15 protein-coding genes are annotated in these 14,318 nt (G+C 36.8%); 2 read left to right on the forward strand and 13 right to left on the reverse strand.

The features are described 5' to 3' along the window. Window positions 1-123: 123 nt before the first annotated feature. The 8 genes from M0D58_RS04655 to M0D58_RS04690 all read right to left on the reverse strand — a co-directional run bounded on the left by M0D58_RS04655 (window position 124) and on the right by M0D58_RS04690 (window position 5,488). The gene (locus M0D58_RS04655; RefSeq protein WP_248393857.1) at window positions 124-990 is read right to left on the reverse strand and encodes a VOC family protein; all 867 of its coding nucleotides are present in this window, start codon (window positions 988-990) and stop codon (window positions 124-126) included. 157 nt (window positions 991-1,147) lie between these two features. Next, window positions 1,148-1,363, reverse strand: a complete 216-nt coding sequence (locus M0D58_RS04660; RefSeq protein WP_248393859.1) for a helix-hairpin-helix domain-containing protein — start codon at window positions 1,361-1,363, stop codon at window positions 1,148-1,150. 66 nt (window positions 1,364-1,429) lie between these two features. Continuing rightward, window positions 1,430-1,843 carry an SRPBCC family protein gene (locus M0D58_RS04665; protein WP_248393861.1) on the reverse strand — a complete coding sequence of 138 codons (414 nt, stop codon included), beginning with the start codon at window positions 1,841-1,843 and terminating at the stop codon, window positions 1,430-1,432. A gap of 60 nt (window positions 1,844-1,903) precedes the next feature. Beyond that, window positions 1,904-2,335 (reverse strand): VOC family protein, encoded by a 432-nt coding sequence (locus M0D58_RS04670; RefSeq protein WP_248393863.1) that lies wholly within the window; start codon window positions 2,333-2,335, stop codon window positions 1,904-1,906. Window positions 2,336-3,087: 752 nt separating this feature from the next. Beyond that, window positions 3,088-3,864, reverse strand: coding sequence for an alpha/beta fold hydrolase (locus M0D58_RS04675; protein WP_248393865.1), 777 nt, complete (start codon window positions 3,862-3,864; stop codon window positions 3,088-3,090). 2 nt (window positions 3,865-3,866) lie between these two features. Further along, on the reverse strand, window positions 3,867-4,391 hold the full coding sequence (locus M0D58_RS04680) for a DinB family protein (RefSeq protein ID WP_248393867.1): 525 nt from the start codon (window positions 4,389-4,391) through the stop codon (window positions 3,867-3,869). A 24-nt stretch (window positions 4,392-4,415) separates the two neighbouring features. After that, window positions 4,416-4,820: a VOC family protein gene (locus M0D58_RS04685; protein WP_248393869.1), complete on the reverse strand. Its 405-nt coding sequence runs from the start codon at window positions 4,818-4,820 to the stop codon at window positions 4,416-4,418. Between the two features lie 77 nt (window positions 4,821-4,897). Beyond that, window positions 4,898-5,488, reverse strand: a complete 591-nt coding sequence (locus M0D58_RS04690; protein ID WP_248393870.1) for a Crp/Fnr family transcriptional regulator — start codon at window positions 5,486-5,488, stop codon at window positions 4,898-4,900. A gap of 161 nt (window positions 5,489-5,649) precedes the next feature. On the opposite strand from M0D58_RS04690, the gene M0D58_RS04695 reads away from it, so the two are divergent. Together M0D58_RS04695 and M0D58_RS04700 are read left to right on the forward strand one after the other, a co-directional pair. Next, window positions 5,650-6,564, forward strand: coding sequence for a helix-turn-helix domain-containing protein (locus M0D58_RS04695; RefSeq protein ID WP_248393871.1), 915 nt, complete (start codon window positions 5,650-5,652; stop codon window positions 6,562-6,564). A 72-nt stretch (window positions 6,565-6,636) separates the two neighbouring features. Next, window positions 6,637-7,365: a hypothetical protein gene (locus tag M0D58_RS04700; RefSeq protein ID WP_248393872.1), complete on the forward strand. Its 729-nt coding sequence runs from the start codon at window positions 6,637-6,639 to the stop codon at window positions 7,363-7,365. 294 nt (window positions 7,366-7,659) lie between these two features. On the opposite strand, the gene gldG is transcribed toward M0D58_RS04700, so the two are convergent. The 5 genes from gldG to M0D58_RS04725 all read right to left on the reverse strand — a co-directional run bounded on the left by gldG (window position 7,660) and on the right by M0D58_RS04725 (window position 14,247). Beyond that, window positions 7,660-9,330, reverse strand: a complete 1,671-nt coding sequence (gene gldG, locus M0D58_RS04705) for a gliding motility-associated ABC transporter substrate-binding protein GldG (protein ID WP_248393873.1) — start codon at window positions 9,328-9,330, stop codon at window positions 7,660-7,662. Between the two features lie 4 nt (window positions 9,331-9,334). Continuing rightward, entirely contained in the window at window positions 9,335-10,063 is a 729-nt protein-coding gene (locus tag M0D58_RS04710; protein ID WP_248393874.1) for an ABC transporter permease subunit, read from the reverse strand. Window positions 10,064-10,151: 88 nt separating this feature from the next. Beyond that, window positions 10,152-10,700, reverse strand: coding sequence for a CopD family protein (locus M0D58_RS04715; RefSeq protein WP_248393875.1), 549 nt, complete (start codon window positions 10,698-10,700; stop codon window positions 10,152-10,154). A 337-nt stretch (window positions 10,701-11,037) separates the two neighbouring features. Continuing rightward, complete coding sequence (gene kbl, locus M0D58_RS04720; protein ID WP_248393877.1) at window positions 11,038-12,231, reverse strand: glycine C-acetyltransferase; 1,194 nt, start codon at window positions 12,229-12,231, stop codon at window positions 11,038-11,040. 87 nt (window positions 12,232-12,318) lie between these two features. Further along, window positions 12,319-14,247, reverse strand: coding sequence for a M1 family aminopeptidase (locus M0D58_RS04725; RefSeq protein WP_248393878.1), 1,929 nt, complete (start codon window positions 14,245-14,247; stop codon window positions 12,319-12,321). Window positions 14,248-14,318 lie beyond the last annotated feature (71 nt).

Genomic DNA, 14,318 nt, shown 5'->3' on the forward strand with positions numbered 1-14,318 from the left:
TAAATGCTTTTAATTTCGCAAGGGCTGAACTACGTTCGTAAACCTTCAGTTTATACTCAGCAAAAAAAGTCAAAGCTTTTCAATTATGACAAATTACGGACAATCATAACATTTAAATTGATTCTAAGAATGATAAGCTTTTTCCAGATCTTCTATAATGATTTTCTGCATTCTCATCATCGCCTGCACTACTTTCTGGGCTTTTGCAGGATCCGGATCACTCATCAGTTCTATTAATTTTTTAGGAACAATCTGCCAGCTGAATCCGAACTTATCTTTTAGCCATCCGCACATGCTTTCCTTTCCTCCGTCTGAGGTCAGGCTTTTCCAATATTGATCGGTCTGCTCCTGATCTTCTGTCATCACCACCATTGAAATTGCTTCGTTAAAATCAAACTGATGATTATAAGAGCTGTCCATACAGAAAAAGCTATAACCATCAATTACAAAATGCGCATGCTGAATATTTTCTCCCGGTTCTGCAATTGGGTGTCCCTCGCTTCCTTCTCCGTATTTCAAAATACTGCCGATCTTAGAATCGGGAAATGTTGAAGTATACAATTCCATAGCCTGCATTGCTTTGCCATTGTTTTCATGCATAAACATCAGAGTAGGAATTATTTTTTGTGATTCCTGTTTATTTCCGAGGAATATTTGCCAGGTAACATCATATTGATCTTTCAGCCATCCGTATTTTTTGCTCCATGAATAGGAATCCAGTGGCATTAAGGCCATCCCGCCTTCCATCAGCTGATCCCAGTACTGTTGCACTTCATCTTCCGTTTCACAGATAACCATAAAAGAAACCGACGCATTTTTTTTGAACTGAGGACCGCCATTGAGAAGCATTATTTTCTGGCCGAAAAGTGCAATGTTCATCACCACCGGTGTATCTGCGGTAATTTTTCCGCCGAATATTTTACAGTAAAATTCGGCAGATTCTTTAGCGTTTTCATCGTACCAGAGGCACGGAAAGATATTGTTGTTCATTGTTTTAATTTAATATTGAAATAATAAGCTTAATCGTTCTGTATTATTTTAACGCAAAGGCGCAAGGGTATTTCATTCAGCAAAGGATAGTGGTTTAATTTTTTTCAGGTATTGTATTAAATATTCCTGAATTTATTTAATTATTATTTACCGGATGCTAGGCGTCACTATTTTTAAAATACATATTATTTTCCGTCATGTAGATTTTCAGTTTTTCCAGAGCATTTTTACCGAAACCATGCATTTGCAGGATTTCCTTCTCGGAATATTCCGAAAGTTTTTCAAGGGAATCTATTTTTTCTTTTCCTAAAGCTCTTCTTGCCGGCATGGGAATAATTCCCTGCAGGAAATCGCTTGTTACAGTATGGCTCACGGCGCAAATTGAGTTCAGGCACTTTGCCATTATTACCAAATTGATCATGACCGAAAAAGGTATTACTTAATGATTTTCAACATATTTATGAAAGTTATTAAGAATCGCGTACCAGCCGTCCCGCTGCATTTCAACAGGATTTTGCTTTTCAGGATCGAATATCTCAGTAACTTTTGTCGTGTTTTCATCAATTTTATCGAAAATCACTTTTACTTTTCTTTGATCTTCCATGTGATAAGTGATTCTTTTCTCAGGAATAATTTCGTCATAAATTCCGACAAGATCAAACCCGAAACTTCCGTCCTTTGCCTGCATTCTTGTTGTAAATCGTCCTCCTTCTTTTAAGTCTACTTTAGCAGAAGGACACTCCCATGTATCGCTGGCAAAATTCCATTGGGTAATGTGTTCAGGGCTGTTGAAATACGTCCATACTTTCTCAACGGGCTCCAGAATCGTAATCTCAATTTTTATTGGTTCCATATCAATATCTATTTTGGTGTTTTGAAATAATTGCTCTTCACTTTTCAATACTAAGGTACACTATTTTATATATTCTTCATTATAATTGATCATCCAATGGATACCATATTTATCCTGGAAACTTCCGAAATAATCGCCCCAAAACTGGTCTTCAAGAGGCATTTCAATATTGCCGCCCTCAGAAAGTCCTTTAAAAAGTCTTTCCGCCTCTTCTCTGGAATCGGGGAAAATAGAGACATAGTTATTATTTCCTACCTTGAGGGTCTGCCCAAAACTCGGAACGATATCAGAAGCCATCAAAAGATCGTTACCGATAGGAAGCGCAATATGCATTACCCTTTTTTTTTCTTCTACCGAAAGGTTTTCGGTTCCGGGTGCATTTCCCATTCTGTAAATTTCTCCGAGAAATTCTCCTCCGAAAACGGATTTGTAAAAGTTGAAAGCTTCTTCCGCTTTCCCGTCAAAGTTTAAATAAGAATTTAATTTAGCCATGATTTTTATTTTAATGTTTATTTTTTTAACGCAAGGACCGCAAAGATTTTTTTACTACTATACTTTTTTAAGTTCGCAAGGGCGTTCTACTCAGCAAAAGCATAAGAGTTACATGAACAATCGTTTCTAAGAATTTAATTGGCCTTGATTTTAGTATTTTTTTATTTAATGTTTATTTTTTTAACGCAAGGACCGCAAAGATTTTTTTACTACTATACTTTTTTAAGTTCGCAAGGGCGTTTTACTCAGCAAAAGCATAAGAGTTACATGAACAATCGTTTCTAAGAATTTAATTGGCCTTGATTTTAGTATTTTTTTATTTAATGTTTATTTTTTTTAACGCAAGGACCGCAAAGATTTTTTTACTACTATACTTTTTTAAGTTCGCAAGGGCGTTCTACTCAGCAAAAGCATAAGAGTTACATGAACAATCGTTTCTAAGAATTTAATTGGCCTTGATTTTAGTATTTTTTTATTTAATGTTTATTTTTTTTAACGCAAGGACCGCAAAGATTTTTTTACTACTATACTTTTTTAAGTTCGCAAGGGCGTTCTACTCAGCAAAAGCATAAGAGTTACATGAACAATCGTTTCTAAGAATTTAATTGGTCTTGATTTAAGTATTTTTAATTAATGTTTAATTTAATGCTAAGACCACGAAGATTTTAATTACTAACTGTTGTTAAGTTCGCAAGAGCGTTCTACTCAGCAAAGAGAGTTAGATTTAAATGAGCTATTGATTTTGAAAAACTTTAATTATTTAAAAACTTTTCTGCCTCGCTAACAGTAAAATCAATAAGCCTGTCGTCAGTATTGCCATTAAAATCAGCCATCATGTAGGAACCGTGGGTTGCAGGAAGAATCAAGAGTTTTGAATCTTCGACAAGCCGCCACATTTCCACCGTATGTTCCGGTTTCATTACATCTTTATCCCCGGAAATAAATAATACGGGAGAAGATATGCCTTTCAAAATTTCTTCACTCCAGTCTTCGAAAGTCTGCATCCTTTTGCTGTCTTTATCGAACATGTTTTCCAAGGCAGAAAAGTCCGGATTCAGGCTCAAAAAATTAATTTTAAGCGGTTCGGGCATTGAATCGAGAGTAGCATTGTTTATGCTTTCGAAGAAACCGTCCAGCATTCCGTTTTTTTTGTAGAATGCCGATGCAACGATCAGTTTTTCCACCATTTCAGGATACCGATGAGCAACCTGCATTACCGTATTTCCGCCATTACTGAATCCCCAGAATGAAGCTTTTTCTATGTTGATACTTTTCAGAAGTGCAGCAACATCATGCGCATCCTGTTCAAAAGTTTCCGCAATATCACGATGACCGGACCTTCCGTGATTCTGAAGATCGATGCCGATAAGCTGAAACTTATTTTCAAGCCTTGTAATAACTTCTTTATAATCAAACAGAATGGAACCTCCGCCGCCATGAATCAACACCAAAGGTTTTCCGGAACCGTAGATTTCGTAATACATCTTAATTCCGTTAACTTCCTGATACCCTTTTTCAGCTGGAGTCATTTTTAATATTTTAAATCTTTATCGAATTCATATTTTAAGCCTTCATAACCGAGAATTCTCCGCATCAGTCCGATTTGCCCGCACAGATAATCTTCCCGACCGATGCACATTCCTATGAAATTCAGAATCGTTTCCGGAAAAAATTCGATATTCATTCCCATGGGAAAGGCTTTGTCCAATTCTTCGTCTGAAGCTTCCAGTAATTTCTGATACACCAGAGGCGATATTTTGTGAAAAGCATCCTTTAACTGCTCCAAAGAAGGGTAGGCAAAACTTTCATTTAAACTTTTCCCCTGAAAAAAAAGATCTTTAAATTCAAATTCTTCCTGAATTCCGAGCACCGATCCTAAAGCATACCTCATATCCAAAAAGTTTCCGGCCATCCAGATGATATGATTGGTTTTGCCTTCTACTCTTTTCAGAGCGTCCTGCTCGGAAATTCCGTCCAGCACCATCAGGAAATTCTGACTGTGACCACGGAATGCAGGAATAATAATTTCTAATTTTTTTGATGTTGGCGTGTCCATAATGTTATGTTTCTGATGTATTAATTATGATGGGATCTGAGAAGGATCTGCAAAAATGACATTCCATCCATGACCATTGATGTCCCAGAAAGAATTTTGATACATCCAGCCATGATCCTGCGGCTCTTCATGCTGTGTTGCTCCGTTGGCGACAGCCGCATTCACAACCTGGTCTACTTCTTCACGGCTGTCTAATCCGATGGCAACCAATACCTGGGTCGTATCACCTTTCGGAACAGGTCTTTCTGAAAAGGTTTCGAAAAATTCTTCCGTTAAGAACATGATGGAAATCGTATCATTCATCATGATACAGACTGCTCTTTCATCGGAAATCTGCTCGTTAACGGAGAAACCCAGATTCGTCCAGAATTCTTTTGTTTCCCGAATATCTTTTACGGGAAGATTGACAAAGATCTGATTGATTTTCATAGTGTGATTTTATTTTGTTTAACCTGTAACCAAAATTATCAACTTGCCGTGAAAATCAACTTGTCATAAGGCAAGATTTATATTTTCCTGGGATGTGAAACCAATTCTTTGCGGATTCGGCTTAAAGAAGTATCTGTAACGCCGAGATAAGACGCGATCTGCTTGAGTGGCGCAAATTGAATGACGTAAGGCTTCTGCTCCAGAAGATTAAGGTAGCGTCTGGTGGCAGACAGGGTAAACATTTCCACGGAACGCTGCTTGCAAATGAACAATTGCTGCGACATCCATGCCCTTCCCCACTCCCTGAGATTCGGGATTTTATGAAAAAGCTCCTGAAAAGTTTCAAAATCGAACTTCCAGCATTCGCAGTCGGTAATGCAGACGATGTTTTCCTGCGTAGGAATTCTCTGGAAAAGTGATGAAACCTCAATAATAATTTCGTTTTCAACAAAAAAATTAGTCGTAACATCGTTACCGTTGAAGTCTGTAACAAATGATCTTGCGAGGCCTTTTTCCACGATATAATATTCATTGGCTGTTTTGCCTTCTTCCAGGATAAAATCTCCTTTATGGAAGGTAATTTTCTCATGGGCATTGAATATTTCCAGAAGTTCTTCCGGTAAGAAAAACGGGAAATCATAGCATATTTCGAGGGCCTTATTGATCATCAGGTAACTGTTTTTTGTGGTTTAAAAATAGAATTTTTGCGGGAACTGATGAAGATAAATTTTTAGATTTTGAAAAATGAGTATTTAAAGAATTTCATTAGATTTCAATTATGATAAATATCTGACGTTCAACGATTCAAAATAATTAATAATTTAGCAGTATGAAACAAACTTTCAGATTTAATTCGATTTCAGATTTTCATGCGTTTTGTAATCTTCCGAATCCGGAACATCCGCTGATCAGCCTTATTGATTACAGCAAAGTACAGTATCCGGTAAACGATACGGAGCTGAAATGGATCCAGAATTTCTACTCGGTAGGCCTGAAACGTAACGTGAATGCAAAATTCAATTACGGACAGCAGGAATACGATTTTGATTCCGGTGTGCTGTGTTTTGTTTCGCCGCTTCAGTTCCTGAGCCTGGAAATGAAACCTGATGTGGTAGCGGAACCGACGGGCTATTTATTGCTCATTCACCCTGATTTCCTTTGGGGAACTTCCCTGATCAAAAAAATCAAATCATACGAATTTTTCAGCTACCAGATCAATGAAGCACTTTTTCTATCAGATAAGGAAGAGAAAATCATCGTTGATCTTTTCAGGAATATTGAAAAAGAATACCAGAACAATACCGATAAATTTACCCAGGAGCTGATTGTCGCACAACTCGAATTGTTCATGATCTACGCCGAACGTTTTTATGAACGCCAGTTTTTTACCAGAAAAAAATCAAGCCATGAATTGCTGGAAAAATTTGAAGAAACGCTTTCGCAGTATTTCAGCAGCGGAAATCTTCTGGAAAAAGGGATTCCTTCGGTAAAATCCATCGCGGAACAACTGAGTATTTCCCCGAACTACCTGAGCAGCCTGTTGCGGATTCACACGCAGCAAAACACGCAACAGCACATCCAGAATAAGCTGATCGACCATGCTAAAGAGCGTTTGAGCACAACCAATTTGTCCGTCAGTGAAATTGCTTATGAGCTTGGTTTTGAGCATCCGCAGTCTTTCAGTAAATTGTTTAAGCAGAAGGTGAAGCAGTCGCCGGGGGAGTTTAGGAGGGCGTTTTATTAGCGAATAAAATTATAACTTTCTTTTTTACTCTATTTAGAAATAGTTATCTTGTTATTATTTAACTAATATATCATGAAAATAAAACTAAAATTGGTGATTTTGGGAAATGTTCCAATTGAATTTAAAACTAAAACCTTGATAAAATGGAAATCTGAATTATTTGATGTAGAAAAGACAATTGATAAATATTCAATAAATTATAATTCAGATAGCAAAGACTGGGAATACTCTGATCAAAATATTGAAAATCAATTACCTGATAATTTTAATGGTGATATTTTATTTGCTATCACAAATGTTCCTTTACAGGATAATTATTATTCAAGAAGATTGTCTAATAATAGAATTTGTATAACATTTTGCGATATGGCGAAACTTCTTAAAAATGAAAATATTCCAATAGAAAATTTAATTTTAAGATTGTTGTATGCTTACAGTTTTGCATATTTAAGTCACAATAAAAATTTACCAACAAGTATTGAATTTAGGTCTTTTACACACGACGAGACTAAAGGTTGTTTATTTGATATGAACGGTATAAAGGAAGAAGTAATTTTTTCAACTAACAATCCTATCATTTGTAATTCTTGTATAGAAAAATTAAAAGTCTCCAAGGTACCAGAGAATCTAATTCAAAAATCTCAAAATGAAATAAAGAAAATTAATAAAATCTTGTATTATAGAATTTTTGATTTTATTAAGCAATATCCTCTTTTATCTTTATTGCTTTCTGCAATTTTTGCAATAGCTCTAGGTATAATAGGATCTTTAATTGCATCGTTCATCTGGGAAAAATTATAACATTTATGGATATTTAAACAAGAATTAAACTTAATCACTTATCTCGCTCAACTCCAAGATGAAAGTTTCTTTGAGAAAATTGAAGAATATATTTTATCTAAACTGGAAAAGGAAGATCATTCTGAATTTGTTCCTTTTACTGTTGAAATTTTCATCAGTCGTATCGAAAGATCAGAAGATGACTTTAAAAAGGGAAAATTTAAATGCCAGACAGATTTAGAAAATCAATCAAAAAATTGGTAAAAATAACTTGTTAAAATAAAAAAAGAGAAGTCCAAAACTTCTCTTTTTTATTTATCCAAACTTCTTCTTCCTCAACCAGAAGAACAACCCTCCTAAAATCCCAATGATTACTAACGGCAGCAGCAAATTAAACCATTGCCAGTTGTTTTTCTCTTCGGTAATTCTTTGACGGTCCAGAAGCCTTTCTTCAATATTTCGGTTTCTGAGCTCCATCAGGTTGCTGTCGTCCAGAAGATAATCGAGGGCATTTCTCAGGAACTGTTCGTTGCCAAACTGTTCGTTGGTGAGCAGATCTACACCCAAAGGAAGCGGCTCACCTTTCAGCACTTTATTTCGGCCTACGTCGCCGTCGGCGATAACGATCATTTTATTTTCAGGGCTTGAATTTTTGAAATTCGGGTATGATTTTCTTTCAATCCTTGAAGCATACGCTGAATTGAACTTTCCTTCCAATGCTACTGCATAGATTTTCGGGGTGCTAGGTTTTTCCATTTGTCCAAGGCTGTCGACACTGGAAATTTCTTTTAAATCCACATAATTCGGAACCTGCTTGAGCAAAGTTCTTTCACTGGATTCAAAAAGAACATTCGTTTTGATATTTTTTCTTCCGCCCAAGGTATCAATGGAGGTCGGGAATTCAAATTTCACCGGATTGATATTTTTGGTAATCGGATTTTTGTTTTCTGCGATTCCTAATGGGTAATATGGCCACGGAAGACTGGTGTACTGAGGATTTCCACTCACTTCTCCGGTCACTAATCTCAACAGGGCAAATTTCTTCACATCTTTTACCAAAGCAGGATTGATCCTGATTCCGTAGTTGAAGAAAAAGTCGGTCATATTGATATCTACCGGGAACGGCATTACTTTTTTAGACCTCATCAGCGTATCCATTTCCGCATTTACGGCATCAATCATCCACAACGTTTTACCACCGTTCATGATGTATTGGTCAAGGATCACTTTTTCTCCGTCGGTGAAGGCTTTTCTTGGTTTTGCAATGACAAGCGCACTCATCTGCTTCAGCATCGGAACATCAGCAAGGCTAAGCTCTTTCTGATTTTTAGGAATAATAGGTCCTGCATCATAACTTTCCGTTGCCAGCTGCATGAATCCCTGGAATTCAGTGGGGCTCAGCTCATCCTGGTTGATCAGTACCCCGATTTTTTTTCTCCGGTTTGCTGCAATATTTTTGATATTGGAAATCAGATTATATTCTAAATTTTCGATGGATTTTGTTAACTGCTGATCTGCATCAATTCCGGACTGCTGTACTACCAACGGAATGGAAACTCCTTTTTTGTCGTATTTTACCACCGCATACGGAAACAGCATAATTTGCGAAACTTTCCCGTCTTTGATATCCGGAAGTACGGAAGGCTGCATTCCCATTGCCATCAGGGTATCCTGAGACATTTTGGTTTTGATGGGATCAATAAATTTGAAATCGATTTTCGGATTGATCTTCCTGAATTCTTCGAGCATGAATCTCGTTTCACTCTGAAGCTGTTTGAAGCTGGCAGGAAAATCGCCTTCCAGGTAAACGTCCACCACCAAAGGTTTATTTACCGATTCTAATACTTTAACGGTATTGTCTGAAAGTGTATACCTTTTTTCTTTGGTTAAATCCAACCTGATGCCTGAAACGGCGAGAATAATAACCAGCGGTAAAATGACGAAAAGTAAAATTCCCAGCGGAGATTTAAATGATATCTTCTTCATAATTCTACTTTTTTTTATTAATGAAATGATTGGACAAAACTAAGGTAATACCGATGATCAGCACAAAATAAGCTACATCTTTAAAATCAATAAGTCCTCTTGTAAAACCTAAGAAATGCTGATAAAAGCCTACATTCTGTAAAATAAAGTCTGCGCCTCCAAGCAATTTATAACTTGCCAGCTGCTCAATCCCGAAGTACATGATGAAACACATGAAAACACCCAACAGATAAGCCATGATCTGGTTTTGGGAAAGCGAAGAAGCCAGAATTCCAACTCCCGAAAATGCTGCAATTAAAATAATTAACCCGATATAACTTCCGAAGGTCATCCCTAAATCTATATTTCCTGCCGGAACACCTAGTACATAAACGGTGTATAAATAAATCAGTGATGGAATCAGGCATAAAATACCAACAATCCAAACGGATAAGAATTTTCCAAATATTAAATCCGAAATTTTTAAGGGTTGGGAAAACAGCCAGTTTAATGTTCCGGTCTGCTGTTCTTCCGCAAAAGTTTTCATCGAAAGAGCCGGAATGATGAACATTAACAGCCAAGGAACCAAAACAAAGTAGCTCTGTAGAGAAGCCATCCCGATCTCAAAAATATTGGAATCGTTGTCGAAAAAAAACAGAAACAGCGTCGTGATCAGACTGAAGGCGGCAATGATCACCCATGCGCTCCAGTTTCCGAAGTAACTCCAAAGTTCTTTTTTTAAAATTGCAATCATAGTTTTTATTGTCAAATGTTGTTAGTTAATTGTTGTTAGTTGTTAGCTTTTTACGATCAACCATGAGCAAACAACCATTAACCAATCATTACTTTTTCTTATTTTTATTAACCAATTTCACCGTCATCATAATTAAAAATACCAGAACGAAAAATCCGGTAATTAATTGCCACCAATATTCAATAACCTGAGATTTTAAGATCACCGTAAATACAACAAGGAACAAAATAAATGTCGCAATTTCATTCGCCTGTCTTAGTTTGATATTGGCAGTTTCCAAGGTATTTCCGTTCAGTTTTTTCAGTTGTAACACTTTTTTCCAGCACCAGTAATGGTAAATTGCGAGGCCGATAAGAAACGTGAGCTTCAGATGAAACCAAGGCGTTTTCATCAACCCTAAATTCAGGAAGATCATGGTTATTCCGCAAAGTGTCATGATTACACCCGCCGGAACGGTAATTATATTCCACAGCCTGCGTGCCATGAAGGTATACTGTTCTCTTAAAATTTTCTTTTTATCCTCGGCAAATTCGTCGGTATCTTTATAATAAACAAATATTCTTACAAGGTAAAAGATCCCTGCAAAATAACTTACCATAAAGATAATATGAAGCGCTTTTATTATGGTGTAAAGCATCGTAAAAAAATAATGGCAAATATAACGTTAATGACAAAAATATTGGATAGAAAACACAATAAAATATTCTCATTTTCCTGATATGTTTACTATTTATTTATGAAAAGCTGTAAAAGTTTTAATTTATAAAAGAAATACTGTCTGTTTTTTTCTGTCTTCATATTTTACTATATAACTCAGACTTCCCGTCTTATCATAACGGTTGCAATTTTCAAAGTAAAACCAAAACTTCACTTTCAGAAACTTCCTTCAGTAAAACAATATATTTTTTGCATAAAAAAACAGAATTTCCGTAAATATAGAAATCCTGTTTATTCTAACAATCTGATTTTATTTTTTAAATCACACCAAGTTCTTTTCCTACTTTTTCAAAAGCTGCGATTGCTTTGTCCAGATGTTCTCTTGTGTGGGCCGCAGACAGCTGAACTCTGATTCTCGCTTTTCCTTTCGGTACAACAGGATAAAAGAAACCAATTACATAAATTCCTTCATCCATTAATTTTTCCGCCATTTTCTGGGCTAAAGGTGCATCATAAAGCATTACCGGAACTATTGCTGCATCACCATCCGGAATATCAAAACCTTTCGATTTCATTTCAGCTCTGAAATATTCTGCATTTTCCATTACTTTATCACGCAGAGAAGTATCTTCGGAGATCATATCCAATACTTTCAACGCTGCTCCCACGATTCCCGGAGCCAGTGAGTTCGAGAATAAATACGGTCTTGAACGCTGTCTCAGCATATCGATGATTTCTTTTTTACCGGAAGTAAATCCTCCCAAAGCACCTCCCAATGCCTTTCCTAAAGTGGAAGTAATGATGTCTACTCTACCCATCACTTCGTTGGCTTCATGCGTTCCACGGCCTGTCTTCCCGATGAAACCTGTAGCATGAGAGTCGTCTACCATTACCAAAGCGTCATATTTATCTGCCAAATCGCAAACACCTTTCAGATCGGCAACAATTCCGTCCATTGAGAAAACACCGTCCGTAACGATGATTTTAAAACGGTGATTTTTTTCGGAAGCCGCAATTAACTGGGCTTCAAGATCTTCCATATTGTTGTTTTTATAACGGTATCTTGCCGCTTTACAAAGACGAACGCCGTCGATAATGGAAGCATGGTTCAGCTCATCCGAAATGATCGCATCTTCTTCTGTGAATAATGGTTCAAAAACTCCTCCGTTTGCATCAAAACAAGCGGCATAAAGGATCGTATCTTCAAGACCTAAAAAATCCGCAATCTTCTGCTCCAGTTGCTTATGAATATCCTGGGTTCCGCAGATAAAACGAACGGATGACATTCCGTAACCGTGAGATTCTATCATATCCTGAGAAGCTTTCATCACTTCCGGATGGTTGGATAATCCCAGGTAATTGTTGGCACAGAAGTTCAGCAGTCTTTTCCCGTTAGCTTCTATTTCCGCACTCTGCTGAGAAGTAATAATTCTTTCTCTTTTGTAAAGTCCGTCATTTTCAATATTTTGCAGTTCGTTCTGTAGATTTTCAAGATACTTTTTAGAGATCATTTCTAATAATTTTTTAAGATTCGCTAATTTAATAAAAAAAGCCGTTTCATAAGGATGAAACAGCTTTCTTATTTAAATGAGATCTATTTATTTCTTTAAAAACTTCACATTCTTATCATTAATTTTAATAAAATAAGTCCCCGGAACCAGTTCTGATGTATTGATTGGTTTTCCAGGCTGATACATTCCCTTTTTAACCAGTTTTCCATCTGTAAAATAAATAATGAATTCCTCAGGTTTATTAATTCCCCTGATATTAATTTCATTTTTGGCGGGATTCGGATAGAGTGCAAATTCATCTTTAGCCGGCTCTGCTGTTCCCAGCGTATTATCCTGGGCCACTGTTGAATTTTTTTCTAAAATCTGGTATTCATAATTAAATTCTATACTGGCCACAGGAAAGACCACGGATTGCGTGAAATACTGATTGTTTGTCGTATTATTTAATGCCAGATAAGCAACCTGCCCTCCGGTTCCGTTTACTTTAATCGGAAGAGGCATCTCAAAAAAGCTTACCGTAGGATTGCTTTGCGTCTGTGAAGCTCTTATGGTTAAAGTATTTCCTATCTGTTTCCAGCGGATAGTATAGGTTGGATAGCCCTGTCCGTAGATCCAGTCGTTGAAAAATTCTGTAAAATCTTTACCGGTGGAAGTCAATAAAGAAGCATTAAGATCCTGTGTTCTTACATAATTATAGGCAAGGGCAGGTCTTGAATGATATTCCTTAATAGCCTGGTAAAATGCTGCATCTCCAAGGATCCATTTAATCATTCTCAATACATAACCTCCTTTTGCGTAAGACAATCTACCATTGAAAATAGTTCCTACACTCCATAGGTTTGAATCGGCAACATATACACTTCCACCCGTTGCACTTGTAATATAGTTTTTCTGTCCCAGAAGATAATTTAGAAAGTTGGCATTGTTCATGAGCAGCTTTTCATTAGCTAAATGTTCACCAAATGTTGCGAAACCTTCATTAAGCCAGATATCATTCCATGCGCCGCAGGTTACTTTGTCTCCGAACCATTGGTGGGCAAGTTCATGGGCAATTAAATCTCTGGACCAACCGCCCATGGATGACATGGTCTGATGCTCCATTCCGCCGCCGGCCTGAAATTCCATATGTCCGTACTTTTCATTCCGGAAAGGATAAGGCCCGAAATAATTTTCAAAAGTATCCATCACTGTTTTCGTCCATTCAATATTGCTCATGCTTGTTGTATTGTTGGAAGTAGACGGAAAAATATAGTTTACAAAAGGGAATGGCGGATTTCCCATAGTGTCATTTAACTTAACAAAATTAGTAATAGAAAACGCGATAAGATAAGCCGCAGTAGGATATTGTGTTCTCCAGAAAGTACGTTTTTGTCCGTTTCCAAGAATGGTTTCAGACATAAATTTACCGTTTCCAGCTACACTATATTGGGAAGGTGTGGTTACTTTTATATCAAACCTTTCGATTTTATCATTTAAGCTTTGTTTGGTAGGAAACCAATCCTGAGCACCATACGGTTCGCTAAGGGTAGATAAAACCGCAGTTCCGCCCTGTGTTCCGTTAAAGAAAGCATTATTTGCCGTAGGCGGCGCTCCCGAATAGCTAATCGTAAGAGAATCCAGTACATTGGCAGCAAGTGGAGAAGCAAAATCAATTTTTACTTCCTTTGTAGAGAGCTGCTGAAAATTAAGATTATTTCCATGATAGGCAACCTGTGAGACCGTCATCTGATCATCGAGATCAAAATAGATGCTGCTGATATTCTGGTTGGGTTTAAAATGAGAGGTTACGGAGCCTGCAATGCTATATATAGCCGGATTTACCGTAACATCCATTCTCTGATACTGAAGATCATAATTAAGCGTATTCGGATTTGTATTTCCGGCTTCCATTTTGTTGGCAAAAGATTTCATTTCTTTTGCGATCAGTCCCTTTCTTTCAATATTGTTTATGTCTTTTTGGGCGTACAATTGATGGATTGTAAAAACACCCAATAACAAAAAATAGATTTTTTTCATACTTAGTAAAAAATTGTATCAAAGATATAAAAAAACCTTTCAATCATTGATCAAAAGGTTTTTATCTTAAT

The organism is Chryseobacterium nepalense, assembly GCF_023195755.1.
GTDB classification, from domain to species: domain Bacteria; phylum Bacteroidota; class Bacteroidia; order Flavobacteriales; family Weeksellaceae; genus Chryseobacterium; species Chryseobacterium nepalense.